Source organism: Vibrio neptunius (assembly GCA_019339365.1).
In the GTDB taxonomy this organism is placed as follows: domain Bacteria; phylum Pseudomonadota; class Gammaproteobacteria; order Enterobacterales; family Vibrionaceae; genus Vibrio; species Vibrio neptunius.
Window position 1 is genome coordinate 454,905 of sequence record CP079859.1, and the last position, 21,526, is coordinate 476,430.

At 45.4% G+C, this 21,526-nt stretch carries 20 protein-coding genes and 1 pseudogene; 11 read left to right on the plus strand and 10 right to left on the minus strand.

What is annotated here, in order from left to right; genetic code table 11:
• Positions 1-63 precede the first annotated feature (63 nt).
• Both KW548_02205 and KW548_02210 read right to left on the minus strand, forming a co-directional pair.
• Positions 64-1,854 (minus strand): aminopeptidase P family protein, encoded by a 1,791-nt coding sequence (locus KW548_02205; protein QXX06943.1) that lies wholly within the window; start codon positions 1,852-1,854, stop codon positions 64-66.
• An 89-nt stretch (positions 1,855-1,943) separates the two neighbouring features.
• Positions 1,944-2,885: a LysR family transcriptional regulator gene (locus tag KW548_02210; protein ID QXX06944.1), complete on the minus strand. Its 942-nt coding sequence runs from the start codon at positions 2,883-2,885 to the stop codon at positions 1,944-1,946.
• A 109-nt stretch (positions 2,886-2,994) separates the two neighbouring features.
• Here KW548_02210 and KW548_02215 point away from each other — a divergent pair, with 109 nt between their 5' ends.
• Entirely contained in the window at positions 2,995-4,188 is a 1,194-nt protein-coding gene (locus tag KW548_02215; protein QXX06945.1) for a multidrug effflux MFS transporter, read from the plus strand.
• An 85-nt stretch (positions 4,189-4,273) separates the two neighbouring features.
• The gene (locus tag KW548_02220) at positions 4,274-4,558 is read left to right on the plus strand and encodes a hypothetical protein (protein QXX06946.1); all 285 of its coding nucleotides are present in this window, start codon (positions 4,274-4,276) and stop codon (positions 4,556-4,558) included.
• Between the two features lie 30 nt (positions 4,559-4,588).
• On the opposite strand, the gene asnC is transcribed toward KW548_02220, so the two are convergent.
• The gene (gene asnC / locus KW548_02225; protein ID QXX06947.1) at positions 4,589-5,053 is read right to left on the minus strand and encodes a transcriptional regulator AsnC; all 465 of its coding nucleotides are present in this window, start codon (positions 5,051-5,053) and stop codon (positions 4,589-4,591) included.
• A 93-nt stretch (positions 5,054-5,146) separates the two neighbouring features.
• Here asnC and KW548_02230 point away from each other — a divergent pair, with 93 nt between their 5' ends.
• From KW548_02230 to KW548_02240, 3 genes are all read left to right on the plus strand, one after another.
• Positions 5,147-8,293 (plus strand): EAL domain-containing protein, encoded by a 3,147-nt coding sequence (locus KW548_02230; protein QXX06948.1) that lies wholly within the window; start codon positions 5,147-5,149, stop codon positions 8,291-8,293.
• A gap of 52 nt (positions 8,294-8,345) precedes the next feature.
• Entirely contained in the window at positions 8,346-9,125 is a 780-nt protein-coding gene (locus KW548_02235; GenBank protein ID QXX06949.1) for a class I SAM-dependent methyltransferase, read from the plus strand.
• A 101-nt stretch (positions 9,126-9,226) separates the two neighbouring features.
• Complete coding sequence (locus tag KW548_02240; protein ID QXX06950.1) at positions 9,227-9,790, plus strand: hypothetical protein; 564 nt, start codon at positions 9,227-9,229, stop codon at positions 9,788-9,790.
• 33 nt (positions 9,791-9,823) lie between these two features.
• On the opposite strand, the gene KW548_02245 is transcribed toward KW548_02240, so the two are convergent.
• On the minus strand, positions 9,824-10,708 hold the full coding sequence (locus KW548_02245; protein ID QXX06951.1) for a carboxylate/amino acid/amine transporter: 885 nt from the start codon (positions 10,706-10,708) through the stop codon (positions 9,824-9,826).
• 56 nt (positions 10,709-10,764) lie between these two features.
• Complete coding sequence (uspA, locus tag KW548_02250; protein ID QXX06952.1) at positions 10,765-11,190, minus strand: universal stress protein UspA; 426 nt, start codon at positions 11,188-11,190, stop codon at positions 10,765-10,767.
• 155 nt (positions 11,191-11,345) lie between these two features.
• On the opposite strand from uspA, the gene ftnA reads away from it, so the two are divergent.
• The 3 genes from ftnA to KW548_02265 all read left to right on the plus strand — a co-directional run bounded on the left by ftnA (position 11,346) and on the right by KW548_02265 (position 13,571).
• Positions 11,346-11,873 (plus strand): non-heme ferritin, encoded by a 528-nt coding sequence (gene ftnA / locus KW548_02255; GenBank protein ID QXX06953.1) that lies wholly within the window; start codon positions 11,346-11,348, stop codon positions 11,871-11,873.
• 73 nt (positions 11,874-11,946) lie between these two features.
• The gene (gene uspB / locus KW548_02260) at positions 11,947-12,270 is read left to right on the plus strand and encodes a universal stress protein UspB (GenBank protein ID QXX06954.1); all 324 of its coding nucleotides are present in this window, start codon (positions 11,947-11,949) and stop codon (positions 12,268-12,270) included.
• Between the two features lie 107 nt (positions 12,271-12,377).
• Positions 12,378-13,571: an NAD(P)/FAD-dependent oxidoreductase gene (locus tag KW548_02265; GenBank protein QXX06955.1), complete on the plus strand. Its 1,194-nt coding sequence runs from the start codon at positions 12,378-12,380 to the stop codon at positions 13,569-13,571.
• A 63-nt stretch (positions 13,572-13,634) separates the two neighbouring features.
• On the opposite strand, the gene KW548_02270 is transcribed toward KW548_02265, so the two are convergent.
• The 4 genes and pseudogenes from KW548_02270 to KW548_02285 all read right to left on the minus strand — a co-directional run bounded on the left by KW548_02270 (position 13,635) and on the right by KW548_02285 (position 17,074).
• Positions 13,635-15,116 (minus strand): aerolysin family beta-barrel pore-forming toxin, encoded by a 1,482-nt coding sequence (locus tag KW548_02270; GenBank protein ID QXX06956.1) that lies wholly within the window; start codon positions 15,114-15,116, stop codon positions 13,635-13,637.
• 300 nt (positions 15,117-15,416) lie between these two features.
• On the minus strand, positions 15,417-15,878 hold the full coding sequence (locus KW548_02275) for a hypothetical protein (GenBank protein ID QXX06957.1): 462 nt from the start codon (positions 15,876-15,878) through the stop codon (positions 15,417-15,419).
• Positions 15,875-16,642: a winged helix-turn-helix domain-containing protein gene (locus KW548_02280; protein QXX06958.1), complete on the minus strand. Its 768-nt coding sequence runs from the start codon at positions 16,640-16,642 to the stop codon at positions 15,875-15,877. Before KW548_02280 ends, KW548_02275 begins: the two co-directional genes overlap by 4 nt.
• A gap of 225 nt (positions 16,643-16,867) precedes the next feature.
• Positions 16,868-17,074: pseudogene (locus tag KW548_02285) on the minus strand (hypothetical protein).
• A gap of 161 nt (positions 17,075-17,235) precedes the next feature.
• Between KW548_02285 and KW548_02290 the strand changes: the two are divergent.
• Positions 17,236-18,060 carry an HDOD domain-containing protein gene (locus KW548_02290; protein ID QXX06959.1) on the plus strand — a complete coding sequence of 275 codons (825 nt, stop codon included), beginning with the start codon at positions 17,236-17,238 and terminating at the stop codon, positions 18,058-18,060.
• A gap of 5 nt (positions 18,061-18,065) precedes the next feature.
• Here KW548_02290 and KW548_02295 read toward each other — a convergent pair whose 3' ends face one another.
• Positions 18,066-18,971 carry a DMT family transporter gene (locus tag KW548_02295; protein ID QXX06960.1) on the minus strand — a complete coding sequence of 302 codons (906 nt, stop codon included), beginning with the start codon at positions 18,969-18,971 and terminating at the stop codon, positions 18,066-18,068.
• Between the two features lie 164 nt (positions 18,972-19,135).
• Here KW548_02295 and rmuC point away from each other — a divergent pair, with 164 nt between their 5' ends.
• A complete protein-coding gene (gene rmuC / locus KW548_02300; protein QXX06961.1) occupies positions 19,136-20,686 on the plus strand; it encodes a DNA recombination protein RmuC in 1,551 nt (516 codons plus the stop codon).
• Between the two features lie 55 nt (positions 20,687-20,741).
• Positions 20,742-21,524 carry a bifunctional demethylmenaquinone methyltransferase/2-methoxy-6-polyprenyl-1,4-benzoquinol methylase UbiE gene (gene ubiE / locus KW548_02305; protein QXX06962.1) on the plus strand — a complete coding sequence of 261 codons (783 nt, stop codon included), beginning with the start codon at positions 20,742-20,744 and terminating at the stop codon, positions 21,522-21,524.
• The last annotated feature ends 2 nt before the right edge of the window (positions 21,525-21,526 follow it).

The following is a 21,526-nucleotide window of genomic DNA, read 5'->3' on the forward strand; positions in this document are numbered from 1 at the left end:
GTTTCACGTGAAACATCAATAGAAGCTCTCCAATGGAGAGCTTTTTATTTCCTGAAATAGCGATCAGCTATGTGCTATTGGTTGAGTTGCTTTTTCCAACCAAGTTTTAACATCACCTTGTACTAATGGGCTGAGATCGTTCCAAACTTTTTGGTGATACTCATTTACCCAATTCAACTCTGGCTTAGTCAACATGTCGACATTGATGTTTCTAGTATCAATCGGACAACGAGTCAGGGACTCGAAACAAAGGACTGGGAAATCGCCGTTAGTTTTTGTTTCTACGACCAGTTCAAGGTTTTCGATACGAATACCAAAAGCATCAGCGCGGTAATAGCCCGGCTCGTTTGAAAGCACCATGCCTTCGACTAAAGGAACATCAATCTGTCGCTTCGATATACTGGCAGGGCCTTCATGGACATTGAGGAAGTGGCCCACACCATGGCCTGTGCCATGGTCATAATCAAACCCCTCAGCCCACAAATGTTGGCGTGCTAATGTGTCAATCTGATAACCACGTGTGCCTTTCGGGAAGCGTGCACGAGCAACACCAATATGGCCTTTCAGTGCTAGTGTGAATTGCTTAATCATTTCGTCACTTGGTTGACCAATAGCGATTGTACGGGTGATGTCTGTAGTGCCATCGAGGTACTGACCGCCAGAGTCGACCAAGTAAAGTGTATTGAGTTCTAGCTTACCAGGTTCAGGCTGATTCTCATGATTGTAGTGACACATGGCTGCGTTTCCGCCAGCTGCGGAAATCGTATCAAAGCTAAGATCCATCAAGGTTGGATCTTGTCTACGGAATGATTCCAGCTTGTCTGACAAAGTAGCTTCATCATGCAGTCTTTCATTTGCTACTTCATCATCTAGCCAACACAAAAACTGACTCATCGCAACGCCATCACGAATATGACACGCTTTCATACCAGCAATTTCAACAGCGTTTTTCGCTGCTTTTGGCATAAGACAAGGATCGGCAGCACTTACAACGTTAGCACCACTATTCTGAAGTACCAATTTAAACCATGCGTTGCTTGTTGCTGGATCGACTAAGACACTTTTTCCTGACAAAGCTTCGAGGCGCGTTTGTAGGGCTTCTGGGTGATGCACACTTACGCCTTCACCTACGTGTTGAGCGAAACCTTCAGGTAAGCGAGTAGGGTCTAGGAAATATTCCAAAGTTGAATCGGCATGGAGAATGACATGTGATAACAAAACAGGAAGACGAGATACATCTAAACCGCGCACGTTGAGCAGCCAGCAGACGGAATCCAAAGCGGTTATTACCGCGCTATCGGCGCCTGCCTGAGCGACGAGCTGGGCAATCTCTTTTCGCTTAGACTCACATGATTGCCCCACGGCTTCTGTCGCCATCAGACGTACGTCTGAAACGACGGGAGCAGGGCGGTCATGCCAAAGTTCGTCGATAGGGTTACTAGCAAGTACTTTTAGTTCCAGTGAACCTGCAAGCTTTGATTGTGCCATCGTTAGCCAAGCGGAATTGTGCATTCTTGGGTCTATCGCGACCGTTTGGCCTTGAGAAAGTTGGTCTTTCACCCAGTTCAAAGCTGGCTCTTCGATCAAGTGACGGTATTCAAATAGATCGGCTGGTACTTCTTTGGTCACCTGAACGGTGTAGCGGCCATCGACAAACATTGCTGCTTTGTCTTGTGTAATTACTGCAGCACCCGCAGAACCAGTAAAGCCCGTCAACCAGTGCAAGCGTTCGTTATGAGCGGGCACATATTCGCCTAGGTACTCATCTTCATGTGGGATGAGCAACGCATCTATATTGTGCTGAACCAGCCATTCACGAATGGCCGCCAAACGTTGTTCAGTAGTGGTAAGCATCTATTAATCCTTTATCATTTATTCACGCGTCCTTTCAAAAAAGCGGACGATGTGGCAATAAGCTACTCCTTTTACCGTCAGCCTGCAAATCATCTCAATGCAGTGGTTTTATCTGTAATTATTCGACGTAACCAAGACAACGCAGGATCATTTTCTCTGTCTCGATGCCAGAACAAGGTGTAGGCCATCGGAGGGAATTCCAGTGGTAGAGGCAATACGGTGAGGCCTAGTTGCTTAGACGATAACTTCACGAAGTGACTAGGTGCTGTGAAGATGAAATCGGTATAGGAACAGAGGCTGGCTGCGCTATTAAAGTCTGGCACCGTGATGGCGATATCGCGCTCTTTACCTATGTCTGCGAGTCTGTAATCCAATAACCAGCGATCATTACCATCACAGCGAACTTGAACGTGCCTTTGTTCAAGATAAGTATCGAGATTCCAGCTACCTGAGAGAATCGGGTGGTTGTGGCGCAACAGACACATCTGATTGTCTCGATAGATTTCTTGCTCACAAATATCGTTGGGCGGCAACATGGTCAGCTTAGCATCATTGATATCGATGTCTTTTCCTGTGATACCAAGATCAATTTCGCCACGTTGAATCTGCTTAAAGGTTTGGTCTGCCCAAGAATGTGTGCTGATAGTGACGCCTGGTGCCCGCTTAAAAATCTCAGGTAAGAAATGGGGTAGGATTAACGGATACACACTTTCTACAGCGGCAATTTGGAACTTGTGATCACTCGAGTCTGGTGCGAACTGTTCTGGTTGAGTGATTTGTTCCAAATGGTTAATCAGGCTATCCAGTTTGGGCTTGAGGAACAGTGTTTTTGGTGTCGGCTTTAATCCATGAGCGTGGCGAACAAAAAGCGGATCTTCAAACTGTAGGCGTAATTTGGCGAGGTTTTTACTGACCGCCGATTGGCTTAAGCACAAACGGTGGGCGGCTCGAGTGACATTAAGTTCTTCAGCAAGTACTTTGAGGCAGACTAAAAGGTTGAGGTCGAGACGGGCGAGTTTTTCTATATGCACGTGAAATTCCTTAAGGGAATATCTTTAATGATAAAGCGTCATTGGATGTCATATCTAGACTAGCTTACACTGCAAACAATTTCATCAATTCTATGCGGGAGTCTTCTTCGTGCAAACTGCTTCTCAACAAAATCACGGTAAAATGCAAATGGTGTTGCTCACCTTGTTGGTGCTATTCAGCCCCTTGGCAATTGATATCTATCTGCCTGCTTTACCTCAGATTTCTCAGGCGTTTCACGTGGAACACGCACTTGCGCAAGATACGATTACATGGTTTTTGTTCGCTATGGGTGTTGGTCAATTATTTGCTGGCCCACTAGCTGACAAGATAGGACGTCGAACTGTTGCATTGGGTGGTATTAGTATCTACGCATTGAGTGCCTTATTGGCGTGGGGGGCTCAAAATATTGAATGGATGCTAGCTGCTAGGCTGCTGCAAGGCTTAGGTGCGTGTGCGACATCGGTGGCAGCTTTTGCAACAGTTCGCGATATTTTTGGACCACAAAAAAGTGGCAAGATGATCAGTTACTTGAATGGCGCTATTTGTTTTATTCCGGCATTAGCTCCAATTCTTGGCAGTTGGCTTACTCAACAGTTTGGTTGGCGCTCTAACTTCTCGTTCATGGCTGGCTTTGCCATACTCGCGTTTATTGTGATGTGTATGGGTATGAAAGAGACCAATCCTGCACCGAGCAAAGAGCCCGTATTTCGTCTCAGCCGCTATCTAGCGGTCGTTAAAACACCTTCATTCTTATTCCACGCATCACTCTGTATGTTGGCGATGTCTGTCATTCTAGCTTATGTTACCTCGGCACCTGTTGTTCTTATGGAAAAACAGGGGCTTACCATGAATGAATTTACCATGTGGTTTGGTATCAATGCGGTGATCAATATCGTCACTTGCATGACGGCACCTAAGTTTATGGAAAAACATGGAACACATAAAACATTGGTCGTGGGCATCATGACGCTTGGTTTCGGTGGCATCGCAATGCTGGCCCTAGCTGAGATACAGACAGCCTTAGCGTTTATGTTACCAATCTTCTTGTCTTCGATTGGATTTGCTTTGGTTTTGGGTGCTGCAGCAGGTAAAGCCTTGGCGCCATTTGGCGACAAGGCTGGAACTGCAGCCGCTTTATTGGGCTTGTTCCAGATGAGTGGTTCTGGATTAGTGGTTGGGACAGTACAGCGACTGGGAATGGAGCCTCAAGTCATGATTGCTGTGCAGATGTTGATTATTGTTCCAGGTATTTTTGTACTGATGAGTAAAGCGGGTAAAAAATGGCATACAGCAATGGCGTAAGTTTGGCCTAATTGCTTTGAACAACTAAAAAAACATTGTATATTTGAGCTTCACTTCTAATAACTATTTTGGATACTAAACCTCGATGTCGATGACAACTTATGAAATGGCTCGTGTACTTGAACAACTGGAAGATGCTCCTGAAAAAGTGATGTTTGGGAAACTGTTAAACGAGCTAGGCAATCAAAGTGGCGAGCGTATTCGCAGTGCGGCGAAGCAAGTTCCACTTCATATGTTGCGTGATATTGTATATCAGTTTCAGCAAGTGGTTGATGACCGAAAAGAGGAAGAGATTGCTTCAATTGCAAAAAATATCGCAGAGCAAGGTATTTCGGCAGAAGAACTGAAGAAATATTTCGAATCCAAATAACAAAAGGCTCGCATTATGCGGGCCTTTTGTTTATGGATTGACGTTACGGTTGATAGGATTCTGCAGAGAAATTAAGGTTTCAGTTGATTGCACTTCGTCAATAGCCTGCAGTTTATCAATCAGAACATACTGTAGCTCTTCAATCGAACGACACATCAATTTTACGAAGATGTTATAAGCCCCAGTAGTGTAATAAGCCTCAACCACTTCTTCCAAAGCATTGAGTTTTTCAAGCGCCGAATGGTAGTCACGTGCAGCATTGAGGTTAATGCCGATAAAGCAACATACATCGTAGCCCAGCTTTTTGGTATCAACGATGACTTCTGTGCCTTGTATGATGTTTGCCGCCTTCATTTTTTCGATACGCACATGAATAGTCGCTGGGCTGACTTCGAACTTTTTTGCCATTTCCGCATAGGCGGTTTTGGCATTTTCCATTAGTGTTTTTAAGATCGCTCGGTCAAGCTCGTCGAGTTTGGTATGTTGAGTTTGCATCTTTATCCCTACTTAACGCTATGTATGTGTTCAAAATATCAACAAGAGTGATAATATTAAAGTAATTGTTCACCTCATCTGAGAGCTATTTTAGTGCGCTTTTGCCTGATTCTTCTAGCCATATTTTCGACAGTCCTTTCACATGCACATGCGACAGACAAAGATGTACTAATTGTTCATTCTTATCATCAAGGTTTCTTTTGGACTGACGCTTTTCAGCATGGCCTTGAAGACGTGTTATCAGGGGAAGATATCACCACGCGAGTGGTGTATCTAGATTCGAAACGACTACAAAACCCCGCATACTTGGAGCAGCTTTATAAGCTCTATCAAACCAAATTTTCTCAAGAAACCTTTGCTGCTATCGTTGTCAGTGACAATAATGCCCTCAATCTCATCCAGCGGCTTGCCCCTGAAGTGGGGAGTACTCCAGTGATATTTGGAGGCATCAACAACTACAGCCCACAAATGCACTCGCAGCTCAGAGCTACGGGGGTGATTGAAGATATCGATATTTACAACAACGTTAACTTGATTGAGCGTATTCAACCGAAAGTAGAGAAGATTTATGTCGTCAGTGACTACTCGGTGACAGGAGAAGCAGTGAGGTTACAAGTTGAACGCTTTCTCGCTATCAATAGTCAATATCAGCATATGGTTGAACAGTTAGTGCCCGAAAGCTATGAGCAGCTAATTGATTTTTCTTCTAACCTAGATGCTACCAGTAGTGTGTTGTTTTGGGTGTATTACCGAGATAAGCAAGGTCGGATTGCGACAGATAAAAATTGGAAGAGGTTCAATCAGGTATCTAAGTCTCCTATCTATATGGTGCATGACCTCGGGCTTGGCAATGGGGCTGTAGGTGGCGTTATTTTAAATGGCCGGACACAGGGGCAACAAACAGCTAAGCAACTTCTCAAAGTACTCAGGGAGAATAGTGGAGAATTACCCAAAGTAGAAGTGGGTACTCCTGAAATAAAACTCGATTATCAAGCTGTTGTTAAATGGGGATTGGGTATCGATGGTGAGGTAGCGACAACCTTGTTCAACAAACCTCAGTCTTTTGCTATTCGGTATCAGAAAGAACTTAAAGTGATTGGCAGTCTAGTCGTCTTTCTTTCTCTCGTTATTCTGGTCTTGATTTATTACTTGAGCCGATTGAAAAAAAGTGAGGCTCTGGCTAAAGAGAGCCAGACGCTAATTGAGATGGTGTTTGACCAGAGCTATCACTTCATCGGTTTACTTGATGGACAAGGTCGAACTATTTCAAGCAACAGTAAGTTGCAGGATCTTCTTTATCATCAGGACTTCAGTATAGACAGACCTATTTGGCAGCATCAGCATTGGGAAGACCAAGCGGTTGACAAACTGAAGCGTTATTTTAACGGCCACCAGAAAAACCAAAATACTCAATTTGAAGCGGAAATTTGGCATCCAGAGCAGGGAGCAATGGTGCTTGAAGTATCTTTAAAACCTTTACCAGAGACAGGTCAAGGCGCTGAATATCTTCTTGAAGCGCGTGAGATAACTTCTAGAAAGATAACTGAGGCTCGACTCTACCAGCGAGAAGTTAACCTCAGCCATTACTACGACCAGCAACCTGTGATGATGATTACTCTTGATGAGCACAATCGCATCCAACAGGTAAATCAGTTTGCGGAGCAGCTATTGGGCTTTTCATCCGATAAAGTGCTTGGCCATCGATTGAGTGAATTTTATCTGCATACCGATGCGATTATTCCTCGTCAGGTATTGTTACAGCCTAAGCAGGCGATGCGTGGAGTGTGGCGGCGTGAAATTGAGTACCGTCATGCCGATGACAAACCAGTATGGATTCGAGAGAATATTCGTCCACTTATCGAATCAGGACATTTACTGATTGTTGGTGAGGACATTACAGAAACCAAGAAGTTAGCAGAGCAGCTAGAATATCAGGCGCGCCATGATTTGCTGACTGGAACGTTTAATCGCAACCATTTCGAAATGGAGCTAGCGAAATCGCTGCTGGAGGTAGAAAGCTACACACGTACTCATGCGATGTTGTATTTGGATCTCGACCAACTCAAAGTTCTCAATGACACGGCAGGTCACGAAGCAGGCGATACCGCCATTCAGTTCTGTGCCAGTATGTTGGAAGAAGTGCTACCTTATAACGCCATTTTGGCGCGTATGGGCGGAGACGAGTTCGCTGTGTTACTCAAAGACTGTACCGAGCGTGATGCCAAGAATGTTGCCAATACCATTGTGATGACGCTTGGTGAGCAGCCTTTTGTCTGGGATGACATTCGTCTCAACATGACTTGCTCGATAGGCATACGTTTGATCGACCATACTGCGGACTCTCCGCAAATGGTTCATGCTCAGGCTGATACGGCTTGTCATGCCGCCAAAGAGGAAGGGCGCAACCGCTATAACCTCTACTGTCAGGATGATGCAGATCTACGTCGACGTGAACAGGAAATGGAATGTGTCAGCTTAGTACATAAAGCGCTGGCGACTGATCGTATTGAATTGTTTGCTCAGCAGATCATCGCTTTGAACCAAGACGATACACTGATGCACTTTGAGATCCTGATCCGTATTCGCAATGCCGAAGGGGAATACATTTCGCCGGGTATCTTTATGCCAGCGTCAGAGCGTTACAATATTGCTCAATTGTTAGATAAACAAGTGGTCACTCAAACGTTAGACTGGCTAGCTGCCAATCCCTTGGCGTTAGCGAATCTTGGCATGTGTTCTATTAACTTATCTGGCCACTCGATGGGAAATAAGGAGTTTATTGCCTTCTTGTTGGATAAGCTTCAGTACAGTTCTGTTCCGTGCGAGAAAATCTGTCTTGAAATCACAGAAACAGCGGCAATGAGCAACATGAACCAGGCTATCGATCTGTTTTCTCAGTTCAAGCAATTGGGTTGCAAAATTGCACTCGATGACTTTGGTTCCGGCCTCTCTTCTTTTGGTTATCTAAAAAAACTGCCAGTAGATATCGTGAAAATTGATGGCTTGTTTGTACGCGACATTGATGTCAATGAAGTTGATCACCTAATGGTCCGTTCAATCAATGATTTAGCTAAACAGATGGGTAAAAAAACCGTTGCTGAATTCGTCGAGAACAATCGTATCATTGATCTTCTGGTGGAATTGGGTGTGGATTACGCACAAGGTTATGTTATTGGTAAGCCTAAGCCACTAGAAGCCCTAGTCGCAGAGCTATTGAACAACAAGCGTAGTGTCGAATAGCAAAATCCATTACACTGGCGGCCCGACAACATGACCCCCAATGGAGCCCATCGTGCAGTTACAACTCATTAGTGAAGACCCGAACCGAAATGAGCAACTGAATCAGTTGGCTCAACGCTGGGGGCTATCACATGATGAACAAAGCGCTTTTGCGTTGGTTCTGACTGCGGAACGTTTAGAGCTGCGTAAAGTCGATGAGCCTAAGTTGGGCGCTATCTGCGTCGATTTAGCGGGTGGTGCAGTGGCTCACAGGCGCAAGTTTGGTGGTGGAAAAGGGCAGGCGATTGCAAAAGCCGCTGGTTTGAATAAAGGTGTGATTCCTACAGTACTTGACGGCACTGCAGGGTTGGGGCGTGATGCGTTTGTACTCGCTTCACTAGGGTGTAAAGTGCAAATGGTAGAACGCCATCCTGTTGTGGCTGCATTGCTTGATGATGGCCTTGAACGTGCGAAACAGGACCCAGAAATTGGAGACTGGGTCAGTGAGCGAATGTCCTTACTTCATGCCTCTAGCCATAACGCCCTAGAATCTCTGGCCAACGACGCTGAGTTTGCTAAACCTGATGTGGTTTATTTAGACCCGATGTACCCACATCCAGAAGGTAAAAAGAAGAGTGCGCTAGTTAAAAAAGAAATGCGGGTGTTTCAGTCTTTAGTGGGTGCCGATCTGGATGCTGATAAGCTGTTAGAACCTGCGTTAGCCCTTGCGAGTAAAAGGGTGGTGGTTAAGCGACCTGACTACGCAGAGTGGCTGAATGGGCAAAAGCCCGCGATGGCTATTGAGACGAAAAAAAATCGTTTTGACGTTTATGTGAATGCATCAATGACTTAGCACTCAATCGTATTTGACAGCGTTATTTAGTGCTTGCTTATTCGTCACCATGCAGGTATATCATACTAAGAATTATTCGTATTCTTAGCTGGAGTAGTAGCATGGCTAAACGACTTTGTAAGATGAATCGTAAGCAAATAGCTGATGGATTGAATGAAATCCATCGTTTGGTGGTTGCACCTAAGTTTGTCTGTCGTTCTTGTGCTCGTTCTTCAGCAGATAAAGCCTCTTTGTGCAAACCTGCAGCCATTCCTCCTCAGCAGTGCCAGAACAAACCTATAGAGCAACAACGCTCCTGTGGTCTGTTAGCGGAAGCCTTGCCTTCGCAAGATACTCAAATAAGTCAACTTTCTGAACAGAAGTCCCAAGCAGTTCGCCGAGTCCTTGAACGGGTCAAAGAGAAGGCTCAGCCTAAGGTATCTACCGCAGCCAAAACCACTGCCGACGAGCTGACACTGGACTTGTCCGATAAGAAAGCGATTAAGAAGGCCAAGAAAGCGCTGAAGAAACAGTATAAACAGCAGAAGAAGCTCTTAAAGCTAGTTAAGAAGCAACATAAATTGCAAAAGCACGAGGCTCGAATCAAGGCTCAACTCAGTAAGAAACCTGCTCTGAGTTTGTCGCCTGAGCAGTTTGAACCCGCATCGACGTCCAATATGCATTGATAAAAAAACGCTCTCCAGTTGGAGAGCGTTTTTTTATTCGCTTACCGAGTGATAACTTTGGGCAACTTTGCGTTTGACCCATGTTTCGTTAATCCACAACGACAGCATGATGATCGTACCACCAATTGATAGGCGGACGAGATCAACATCTCGGTTCCAAATCACTATGTTGACGATCAGTCCTGCAGGAACCAGTGCGTTATTCATGACCGCGAGAGCACCAGCGTTAACCATAGTCGCTCCTTTGTTCCAGGCAAAGTAGCCAAAACCTGAAGCAATCAGTCCAAGGTAAATCAGGATGCCCCATTGCGTGTTGTTAGTCGGCATCTTTTCGATGTTGCCCATTAACGCGAAAGCCACCAAGGCAACACACAGAGCGCCTAGGTAGAAATAACCAAAAATTGTATGCTGCGGCAATTCAACCGGCTGTTTCTCCATCAAATATTTGTAGCCTACCTGACCAATGGCAAAGCAGACATTAGCACCTTGAACGACAAGGAAACCAAGAATGAAGTTTTCATTAATACCTGCGAATTTAATAAACGCTGCGCCAGCGACAGCAATGACGGCAGTAACCAAATACCAGGGAGAAAAGCGTCGTTTAAGTAAATCGTAAATTAGGGTCACGTAGATCGGTGTGAAAATGGTGAAAAGTAGAACTTCTGGCACGGAGAGCAAAAGAAAAGACTGGTAGTAGAAGCAATACATTAAGCCAAGCTGGAAACCACCCACGGTCATCAGCTTAATGATCAAAGATTTATCGACACCCCTAAACTTGAGGAACGGAAGAAATACCAAACTCGCCAGCGCAACGCGCATCAGTACAGAAAACCAAGAATCGACCTGACCAGCGAGATAAACGCCAATTAGGCTAAACGAGAACGCCCACAAAAGGGTGACTGCAGATAGATAACCCATAATTAATACTCATTATCAATAACTGCTCTGCAGTCTATACGAAAACGATGCTGCGATCAGTCTTTAAGTGGCACGACCAACATGTCAACCGGAGAGCAATTGATCAATTGTCGGGTTGACGAGAGCAGTTTGCTCCAGAAATCCTGATGATGACCACATACCACCATGTCGATATTGAACTCTCGGATGGTATCGCACAATTCATTACTCAAATCACCGCTACCCACCAGCGTATGTTTGATCGGATAGTTGGCGTGCTCGGCAAAGTTTTTCAACTGTTGTTGAGATGCTTCAATTGCTTGATGCTGGGTTTCAGCCAAGTTGATATCAATCAAGCCAGTGTATAGTTCTGCGTAGTTGACATCGATATGAATGAAAGAGACATCGGCGCCGAGAGGTTTGGCAAGGGCTACCGCTTTATCGACTAAGGTTTTGCTGTCTTCGGACAGGTCGATGGCAACTAAAATATGCTGATAACTCATAGTGCTATCTCCATTTAAGTATCTAATCAAAGGTTAGCATTAAGGTCAGAATATTTTTGTCGCAGTGATCTCAGATCCACATTCATTCGTCAAAGTGTTATGGTGAGCTAATGATATAGTTCATAAAAGTTTATCGAGTTAATTAGGAGTGATAAATGCTTTCACAGGCAATGGTTGATCAATTGAATGAGCAAATTAATCTCGAATTTTTCTCATCCAATCTATACTTACAGATGAGTGCTTGGTGTGAAGACAACGGTTTCGAGGGTGCTGCTGAGTTTTTACGTACACACGCCGTAGAAGAAATGGAGCACATGCAGCGACTATTCACTTATGTGAGCGAGACTGGCGCGATGCCAATTCTAGGTGCGATCGATGCACCAAAACATGAATTCGGCAGCTTAGGCGATGTTTTCCGTGAAACCTATGAGCATGAGCAGATGATAACTCAGAAAATCAATACGCTTGCTCACCTAGCTTTTACGTCCCAAGATTACTCTACTTTCAACTTCTTGCAGTGGTACGTCGCTGAGCAGCACGAGGAAGAGAAGTTGTTCAAAGGGATTTTAGATAAGCTAGAGTTGGTTGGTGAAGACGGCAAAGCGCTGTTCTTTATCGACAAAGACCTAGCCGCTCTAGCGAAAGAAGGTTCATCTTCTATCATGGATGCCTCTGCTGAATAAACTTCAGCGAAAGACGCGCTAAATCGATCGTCTTTTTCTTCTGGGCTGAGGGTAGAAGAGTAGGGAGGAAAAGATGATCAATGCTGATACTATTTTATTCACGCTTATGTTGATAACGCTGGTAAACATGCTCAGATATCTGACTGCACTGCGTTCTCTTATTTATATCATGCGTGAAGCCCACCCGCTGCTCTATCAGCAAGTTGATGGGAATGGTTTCTTCACCACTCATGGCAATGTCTCTAAACAAGTGCGCTTGTTTCATTACCTGAAGAGTAGAGAATATCACCATCATCATGACGAAGTGTTTACCGGCAAGTGCGAGCGAGTCAGAGAACTCTTTATTCTTTCTACTTCACTACTCGGCGTCACTTTATTTGCAGCGTTCATCTTATAATTGGTGAATTGGCAAGCGTTCCATTTATCGCTAGAATAGCGTCGAAACTGGCTAAGGATGTGCTAAATGCACATCCTTTTTTATTGGATTTTGGTTGAGAAAAGGTCATGGCGGAAAAGTTTGATGTCGTCGTCATCGGTGCAGGTGCGGCAGGATTAATGTGTGCTGCAGAAGCGGGCAAGCGTGGGCGGAAAGTCCTCGTGCTGGATCACGCTAAAAAACCGGGCCGCAAGATTATTATCTCGGGTGGTGGGCGTTGTAATTTCACTAACTACGATGTATCGGCCAAAAACTACCTGTGCAGTAATCCGCATTTCGTCAAATCGGCGCTTGCCCAGTACACCAACTGGGACTTTATTTCGATGATCTACAAACATGAAATTCAGTTTGAAGAACGCGATCATGGTCAGCTGTTCTGTGTCGGTGATTGCGACTCTAAAGACATAGTCAAAATGCTGTTGGCCGAGTGTGATTTGCCAACGGTCGAACAACGTTATCGTCAAGATATTCACCATATTGAAAAAACGGACACGGGCTTTGAGCTGCACGCCAATACCGATGTGATTGAATGTCAGTCCTTGGTGGTGGCGACTGGCGGATTGTCGATGCCAAAACTGGGTGCCACGCCCTTTGGCTACAAAGTGGCAGAGCAGTTTGGTCTGCCTGTGCTGCCGACAACGGCGGGCTTGGTACCATTTACCTTACACAAAGAGGATAAAGAGGACTTCGCCGAGCTGTCTGGTATTGCAATTCCTGTCGAAATCACCACGCAAAACAATACCACCTTCAAAGAAGCTTTATTGTTTACTCACCGAGGGTTATCTGGTCCGTCTGTCTTACAGGTTTCGTCCTACTGGAAGCCTGGTGAAGCGGTAACCGTGAATCTAGTGCCGGAAGTGGACCTAGATACCTTGCTGAATCGTTCTCTGGAAAAGCACCCAAACCAAAGCCTGAAAAACACCTTGGCCAAAGTCTTGCCAAAGCGTCTGGTTGAAGTGTTGATTGAGCGTAACGTGCTGATCGATTTGCCACTTAAGCAATTCGGTATCAATCAGTTGAAACAGATTGTTCAGCAATTAGAAAACTGGACCATCGCGCCCAACGGTACGGAGGGGTACCGCACTGCGGAAGTAACGCTAGGTGGTGTTGATACCGATCACCTGTCTTCAAAAACGATGGAGTGTAAGGAGATCAAAGGCCTGTATTTCATCGGTGAAGTCATGGATGTGACGGGCTGGCTTGGAGGTTATAACTTCCAGTGGTGTTGGAGTTCAGGTTTTGTCGCTGGCCAGTGGGTATAAATCCCTACTAAAAAAACGGAAGAGTGGGGAACTCTTCCGTTTGTGTTTCGGGCTACAGGCAAGTTATTTAGCAGGAGTGATGGTCAGTTGAGCATCACCAAAGCCAAGTGCCTCAAGTTCTTGTGCGTCAAAGTTGGTTGTGACTTCTATATCACCGATATGTTCACTAACCAGAGCTTCCGCAGAGCGTTTGACGCGGCTGCTTTGTGCTGCGTTGCCAATCGGTGTGGCTTGACCGATTTCGATCGTGCCAGCAAATTGAGATTCCGCGTAGAAATCGCCGGAAACATGAGAGTAAAACGGGCGTAGGCTTGCTCCAGTCGCGTACTGCATATTACCTAAGCCATTTTCATTGATGGCCCAGCTCCAATCCCACCATTTGACTTCACCTGGGATATAACGGTGATCCCATTGATAACGAATATCTGCCGAGTTCTCGCTACCGCGTCCCATTGTAAAGGTGTGAGCTTTGTATGGACGGTTGTCTGGGTGAGAATGCCAAGCGTTGCCACCCCAGCGCAAGAAGCCATTAAATTCGACGTCGTAGCTGATATCCGCGCCAAAGCGATATGGATAAGAGATGCTAGAGCGGTAGAGCTCGACACGAATTGGAATTTCCGAGTTCGCGGGAACCGTAGGTCTTGCCTGAAGTGTTACCTGTTCGCTGCTGGAACCACCATTGGTATTAGCGAAGCTTTGGTTGGCTTCTAGGGTAATGGTTAGCTTGGTATCGCCGACCAAAGGCCATTTAAACGTGTTTTCTGTCGATACTTTCTGAGCAAAGCCATAGCTATTGGTTTTTGACCAATTGGTTGACTCATCGACTTTCAGATCCACGACCACCTGTTGCGGGATGTTACTATGGTTGCGAGCCATCGCCGTCACGGTTTTCACTAGCTGGCGATCAGACTCGGTTACAGTTCCATGCCAGAAATCGCTGTCATTGAGGGTATAGGCAAAGTTATCGACAGTGATTTTGGTTTTCTCATCGCAGCGATAGCCGTTACATGAGCCGCCATTGTTACCTTGAATCACCCATCCGTTGCCTTCACGTCTGACATCCATATCTTCGCCGACATATTGGCCATGATTGCCCCCAACCCAAGCATAACCAAGGTAATGAGCGAGGTAGCTCAAAGGGCGAACAAAACTAGAGTGGTTGGTCACCAGCTCATACTGAATGTCCAATTCGTCACCTTCTGGAATGGACTTTGAGGTGTAGCTTGGAATTTCAGACAAAGCATCGTCAGGGTAGCACCAAGTACTGCCATTGGGATTATCCTGCTTAATTTGACCATGATAGCCAGGTCCCATGATCACCCAATTGTCTTTTAAACCAGCGATTTGCCACTGACCCATTCGAGAAACAATGTAGTCCTTTTGTTCGGATGCTTCGAAGCGGTCAATCGGGCGGTAGCCAGAACGGCAGACATCTTCACCCAGTTGGTCAAGTACTAACTGGTCAGGATAAATCTTAGCTTGTACCCCAGCAGACAGGACGGAAAGAACCGCAGCTGATAACACATGTTTTTTCACCGTAGACATAGACGTTTCCTTTCGTAACTTTTCTTAGTTTTATGATGTTGTGTTGTCATTGTTGGCTGCTTGTTAAAAGCAACAGGTTTACCTTTCCATAGTCATATTATTTACAGTACTGAAAAGAGTTGAATTTTATTACCATTAAAATTCAATGACTTGTATTATTTGTTTTGTTTATTATATGCAAGTTAAGTACGGGTTGTGTACTGATTGTGATCTTGCTTCGATGAGATTTAGAAAATTGTTGGGCGTTTAAATAGGGGAAAGACAGAGAGACTAGCCCAAGCAAAGACTGAGCACGTAAGTTTAGCGTTTAGCGAGCAGTTGAGCCCGACCCGTTTTTCTATCACGTACTATGATGAAGCAGTTAGCCGAATAAAGGATGTCGATATCAAGAGTGTAAGGGTCGTCATTGAGCAGCAGATATGGCGAGATGGTGGCATCATTCATGACAGGTCTTAACTTATGGACCGAGAGCAGATTAATGATACCAGAGAGTGAAAACCCAAACTGGCTGAACGACTCTGCTTGTCCTTCAAAACGAATTACTATCGGCTGTTCCATCTTGTCATCTTGAAGTGAGGCAAGATGAACGATCTCGTTGTTGTCAACTCGTGTTATCCCATCTGAACGAAAAATATGGTTGTCTGATTGAATATGAATCTCGCTGTGCTGGTAACGGTGATCTTCAATACGATTGGACCAAGGTAGGCTGAGGACAATAGAAAAGATGACCGTGGCGATGATCAATGTGAAGTATGGGATCATTGTTTTCCCTCCTGTAAAAAGCGTTCAATCTGAACGGATACCTGTTTTAGTTGGCCTGGTGTGTAGAAGATATTAATCGCCTGTTGACGCTGCCTATCTAACCATGACAGTTCTGAAAATTGGCCGTTTTCTTCTATGTAAACCACGCAATCACATTGGTTCTGTGATAGCAGTTGTCGCAGTGGTAGGCTGAGTTGAGTGTGGGATTCGGTAAAGACTTGAAGTTGGCCGACGCTATGCTGATTCAGGTACTTATCAGTAGGAATATCCTCCCAGCGCCAGCCATGCACCTTACTGAGTGCCAAAATACTGGAGGCAAATAGCAGCGCTATTGCTGCAACGTAACACACGGGTGATTTGCACTCACTAAAAGATAAATTAGATGTGAGACGACGATTTGATATGGAAGCCGAACTGGATAGTTCTGGAGTCGATTTGGTAGTGGCTAGGTCTGGGATCGGTTCTGTGGGGGCATAGTCAATACAGTGGCTGACGAGTCGATAGCCGACTTTAGGCACAGTGACAATCGGAGATTCTTTAGCACCAAGCTTAACTAAGGCTTGCCTCAGTGTGCTGATGCTTTTAGCGAGCGATGTATCACCAATGTACTCACTGCCCCATGCATGTTGGATAATGTCGTGTTTCTTGACGACCTCTGGGGAGTGTTGGAGTAGCAGGTCAAGCACCTGTGCTTCACGATAACCGATCTTAATGACGCGTTGTGTGTTAGAAAGTTTGTTCTGAACGGAGTGAAATATAATCATACAGCCAGCGTTTTATAGTTATTGTTGTCATCTCAAATGTTATTGAGAGTATCAATATACTATTATGCTGGTTCAACCGCATGAATATTTTTTAATCAATTATCGACTTTGTCTCATTGAATTGACATCTTGTATTGATGTGATTTAGGAGACTTATTAGAGCTGAGAATGAATATAGGATGGGAACGCGGAAAAAGCTGCGTCCCGGCTTGATGCGCAGCCGTGTTACCGTTTATCAGCCGCAACGGTTTTGATTGTTAGCCCATTCTCGTTGGCATCCCGAATGAACTTTTGAGTGTTTTCCAACCAAGGATTTTGCACCGTTTTATCTAGCTTGAGATACAACTTGCCGTTTTCTATCTTCCAAGCTTTTGGTTCGGTCTCGAACTTTTTACCCATAGCAACGCCAAAGGCACAATAGCCACCATATCGGGTGTCTATCGGTGGCGCAATCTTTGCCGTTGCAGCGAAAGCCATTGAAATTGGTTGCGATATACACACTAGCAATAGTGCGACTGTACCTCTGTTATTAATCTTTTACTCAATTTATGTCCTATAGTAAATGAGAACAGAACGTGCTTAAGGAGTGGTATATGAGCTATCAAGCGCTGATCTCAAGAATCAATGAACTACCTAGAATCGAAAGTGTGCTTCAGGAATTGCTGGAGATGGTGAACAGGGAGCAAATCGATTTTGGGGAACTGGCAAAGAAAATGGCCATGGATCAGGTATTGTTAGCGCGCGTGCTACGGATGGCAAATTCAGCACAGTTCGGCGGCGTAAAAGGGGTATCAAATATCAATGACGCGATCGTGCGTATTGGCGTTGGGGCTATTCGTAATCTGATTTCTTCTTCGATTCTAGCTTCCACTTTCCCCAAGCTGGAAACCCTCAACATCAAAGACTATTGGGCAAGTACTTTTGAAGTCGCAACTATTGCCAGTACCATTGCCAAACAAGCCAAAGTCGATCCCAATGAGGCATTTATTGCTGGCGTTCTTCATAATATTGGTGAACTGATGATTCACTCTTTGGAGCCTGAACAAGCAATGAAGATCAGCCGTCGCGTGGAAGATGGTGAAAAGCCCGTGGAAGTACAAAGAGATGTGTTAGGTACTGATGCCCAGCAACTCGGTGCTGCGTTGGCTGAAAGCTGGAAATTTCCTTCTGAACTCATTGACGCGATTGCGAATGTGAATCACCCGAGCAAAGCAATGGAGTCGAAGCGACTAGCTTGTCTGATGTTCTTAGCACGTGACATTGATCATCAGTGGGATTCAATGCTAAGTAGTGATGAAAAGCAGAGTTATCTCAGCCAACACAAAGCGGCGATCGCGTTACAAATTTCCCCAGACTTCACAGAGAAAATTGATGAAGTGCGAGGTCAGGGAAGTGAGATGGCCTACCAGTTGTTTTAAAAATGTTAACTCACAGACCGTGTGAGATCTTTCTTGCCGAATTTGATCTGCTGGATCACAAGCCCTGCAATGATCAACATTAAGCCCACCAAGGTTGTAGGATGAATTTCTTCACCAATGACAGTTGCCAGCAACGCCAGAGAAATAAACGGTGAAGCGAATATCAGATTGCTGATACGTGCGGTGTTTTGCGTCAGTTTGAGTGCGCTGAGCCATAGGACGAAGGTTACGCCCATCTCAAATAGGCCAACATAGCTGACCGCGAGCCAACCTTGCAGAGAAATACTGTTCCAACTGGTGCCTTCGTATAGGCTCAGGCCAATTGCGAAGGGTATGGCAACCAAAAAACCGAGTAATACGCCGACAATAGGGTCGGCTTTGTTTTTGGTATTGAGTATCCAGTAGCTGGCCCAAAGCAGAGTTGATAGCAAAGCCAGTCCCACCCCTAGCGGGCTCTCGAAACTTAGGCCCAGCACATCGCCTTTAGTGGCAATGACAATCACGCCAAAGTAACTCAGCGTACAGGCTATCCAGTCCTGCTTGCGGATTGTTTGGCCAAGGAAGACGGCGGCCATCAGAGTCAAAGTGATAGCCCAACTATAGTTGATCGCTTGTGCTTGTGAGGCGGGAAGTAAATCATAGGCTTTAAATAAGATGACGTAGTACGCCAATGGATTGATCAAACCAAGTAGCAAGTAATACCAAGGGTTAGCGAAGAAAGTACTGGATAATAAAGACAGTTTACCTTGCAGCGCACACACGGTGGTTAGAGCGAGAGCAGAAACCCCGCTAGCCGCGGTCACCATTTGAATCGGAGTGAGTTCGGCGAGAGTCAATTTAAAAGCCGTAGCGACAGTAGACCAAAGCAAGACGGCAGACAGACCAAAACCTAAAGCACGGCGCTCGTTCATGATGTTCCTTCATAAAAACCAACGTTAGACTTGTTGGTGACTGATGGTAGGTAGAATTAAGAGTACCTAGTCTAGCTGTTCGATATCTAGCCGACAAACTGGACATTTATCCAGTGGTAAAATACCATTGAAACAGTACATGAAATAAGAGTTAACCCTTTATTATGCAATGGATTCTGGATAACCAAGCCCTACTTATCAGCGCGATTAGCAGTGCGGCGATCAGCGGAGTCGGAGTGGGCTGGTGGATCAGGCAGAAAACACGTTTTGATCAACAGCTTTTGAAACAACAACTTGAATCCAACCAGCAACTGGCAACAACACAGATCAGCCAGTTACAAAAAGAGCTAGAACAAGCACAGCAGGAATTGGACGAGCTGGATAGTGAGCGTGATAAAGCCGCTTATGAGCTCAAGCAGTCGCACGGTAAATTGATGGCGGTATTGGAAAAGTTGCGTTACTTCGAGGCAGTTAAGCAAGAGCGTCAACAATATGCTGAGGAACTGACTCAAAGCCGCGATCAGAAGGCTCAACTAGAGGCTCAACTTAGAGAGCAAGAAGCTCGCCATCAAGAAGAGAACAAAGCCAACCACGACAAATTGCAACTACTGGAACAAGCCGAATCTCGTCTTAAACAGCAATTTGAACATCTGGCCAATCAGTTGTTTGAAGCAAAGACTGCCAAAGTCGACCAACAAAACCGACAGAGTCTTGAAGGTTTACTTTCTCCTTTAAAAGAACAACTCGAGAGTTTTAAGAAGCAGGTAAACGATAGCTTCACGGTTGAAGCCAAGGAGCGACACACCTTAGTTTATGAACTGAAGAACCTGCAACGCCTCAATGAACAGATGACGCGTGAAGCAGTCAACCTGACTCAGGCTCTCAAAGGCGACAATAAGCAGCAAGGTAATTGGGGAGAGGTCGTCCTTGCTCGCGTTTTGGCAGAGTCTGGACTGCGTGAAGGGCACGAATACCAGACTCAGGTGAGCCTGCAAAACGAAGCGGGTAAACGCTATCAGCCGGATGTGATTGTCTACCTCCCGCAAGACAAACAAGTGGTCGTTGATTCTAAAATGACCCTGGTCGCTTATGAGCGCTATTTCAACGCCGAATCAGAGTTAGATCAAGAGCAAGCTTTAAGTGAACACTTACTATCAGTTAGGAATCATATTAAAGGGCTGTCACAAAAGGACTATCATCAGCTTAAAGGGATTCAGAGCCTCGATTATGTGCTGATGTTTATTCCCGTTGAGCCAGCGTTTCAGGTAGCGATTCAGGCAGACCCAGATCTTGTTAAGGATGCGATGGAGCAAAATATCATTCTAGTTAGCCCGACAACCTTGCTGGTGGCATTGCGTACGATCGATAACTTGTGGCGCAACGAACGACAGAATCAGAATGCACAAGTCATTGCTGAGCGAGCCAGTAAGCTCTACGACAAGTTGCGCTTGTTTGTTGATGATATGGAAAGCTTAGGTGGCGCGCTGGATAAAGCGAACCAGAATTATCAAGGTGCGATGAACAAGCTCGCCACTGGCCGAGGAAATGTGATTCGCCAAGCTGAAAGCTTTAAGCAGCTTGGTGTTGAGGTAAAAAAACCAATATCTTCGAGCCTGACAGAACTGGCTCAATATGATGGGCTCACAGAAAACAACTCGGTGAGTGAAAATGATTCTATCGCTGAAAGACATCCGACTGAGGATAAAGTAAACTAATCGCCCGCAGCGCTCAGTCGTATTTATTCATAGCGTTGCTCGAAGAGGAATCATCATGACAGATACAAGCGTGCAGCCGAATACAGCTTTAGAATCAAATGAAACCACCCACTTTGGTTTCACCACAGTCGCCAAAGAAGAAAAAGTCACCAAGGTAGCAGAGGTATTCCATTCTGTTGCAGCTAAGTACGACATCATGAACGACTTAATGTCTGGTGGTGTGCATCGCCTTTGGAAGCGTTTTACGATTGATTGTAGCGGCGTACGCCCTGGTCAACGCGTGCTGGACCTCGGTGGGGGTACGGGCGATCTAACGGCGAAGTTCTCTCGCATTGTCGGTGAAAAAGGCCATGTGGTTCTGGCTGATATTAACAACTCCATGCTAAACGTTGGTCGCGACAAACTGCGTGATAACGGCATTGTTGGCAACGTGCATTATGTACAGGCAAACGCTGAAGAACTGCCTTTCCCAGATGATTACTTTGACGCCATTACGATCAGCTTCTGTCTACGTAACGTGACCGACAAAGATAAAGCCCTGCGCTCAATGTTCCGCGTTTTGAAACCTGGTGGTCGTCTTCTTGTGCTCGAATTCTCTAAGCCTGTGCTTGAACCTCTGTCAAAACTTTATGATGCTTACTCATTCCACTTATTGCCGAAAATGGGTGAGCTGGTAGCGAATGATTCTGAGAGCTATCGTTATCTGGCAGAGTCTATTCGTATGCATCCGGATCAAGAAACCCTCAAAGGCATGATGGAAGAAGCCGGCTTTGATAATACCAGCTACTACAATCTGACTGGTGGCATTGTTGCGCTCCATCGTGGCTACAAATTCTGAGG

Bases quoted from the DNA above. Each gene is read 5' to 3' on its own strand.
- KW548_02205 (QXX06943.1), bottom strand. From the start codon at position 1,854: ATGCTTACCACTACTGAACAACGTTTGGCGGCCATTCGTGAATGGCTG.
- KW548_02220 (QXX06946.1), top strand. From the start codon at position 4,274: ATGTCGATGACAACTTATGAAATGGCTCGTGTACTTGAACAACTGGAA.
- asnC (QXX06947.1), bottom strand. From the start codon at position 5,053: ATGCAAACTCAACATACCAAACTCGACGAGCTTGACCGAGCGATCTTA.
- KW548_02240 (QXX06950.1), top strand. From the start codon at position 9,227: ATGGCTAAACGACTTTGTAAGATGAATCGTAAGCAAATAGCTGATGGA.
- KW548_02245 (QXX06951.1), bottom strand. From the start codon at position 10,708: ATGGGTTATCTATCTGCAGTCACCCTTTTGTGGGCGTTCTCGTTTAGC.
- uspA (QXX06952.1), bottom strand. From the start codon at position 11,190: ATGAGTTATCAGCATATTTTAGTTGCCATCGACCTGTCCGAAGACAGC.
- ftnA (QXX06953.1), top strand. From the start codon at position 11,346: ATGCTTTCACAGGCAATGGTTGATCAATTGAATGAGCAAATTAATCTC.
- uspB (QXX06954.1), top strand. From the start codon at position 11,947: ATGATCAATGCTGATACTATTTTATTCACGCTTATGTTGATAACGCTG.
- KW548_02265 (QXX06955.1), top strand. From the start codon at position 12,378: ATGGCGGAAAAGTTTGATGTCGTCGTCATCGGTGCAGGTGCGGCAGGA.
- KW548_02270 (QXX06956.1), bottom strand. From the start codon at position 15,116: ATGTCTACGGTGAAAAAACATGTGTTATCAGCTGCGGTTCTTTCCGTC.
- KW548_02275 (QXX06957.1), bottom strand. From the start codon at position 15,878: ATGATCCCATACTTCACATTGATCATCGCCACGGTCATCTTTTCTATT.
- KW548_02280 (QXX06958.1), bottom strand. From the start codon at position 16,642: ATGATTATATTTCACTCCGTTCAGAACAAACTTTCTAACACACAACGC.
- KW548_02290 (QXX06959.1), top strand. From the start codon at position 17,236: ATGAGCTATCAAGCGCTGATCTCAAGAATCAATGAACTACCTAGAATC.
- KW548_02295 (QXX06960.1), bottom strand. From the start codon at position 18,971: ATGAACGAGCGCCGTGCTTTAGGTTTTGGTCTGTCTGCCGTCTTGCTT.
- rmuC (QXX06961.1), top strand. From the start codon at position 19,136: ATGCAATGGATTCTGGATAACCAAGCCCTACTTATCAGCGCGATTAGC.
- ubiE (QXX06962.1), top strand. From the start codon at position 20,742: ATGACAGATACAAGCGTGCAGCCGAATACAGCTTTAGAATCAAATGAA.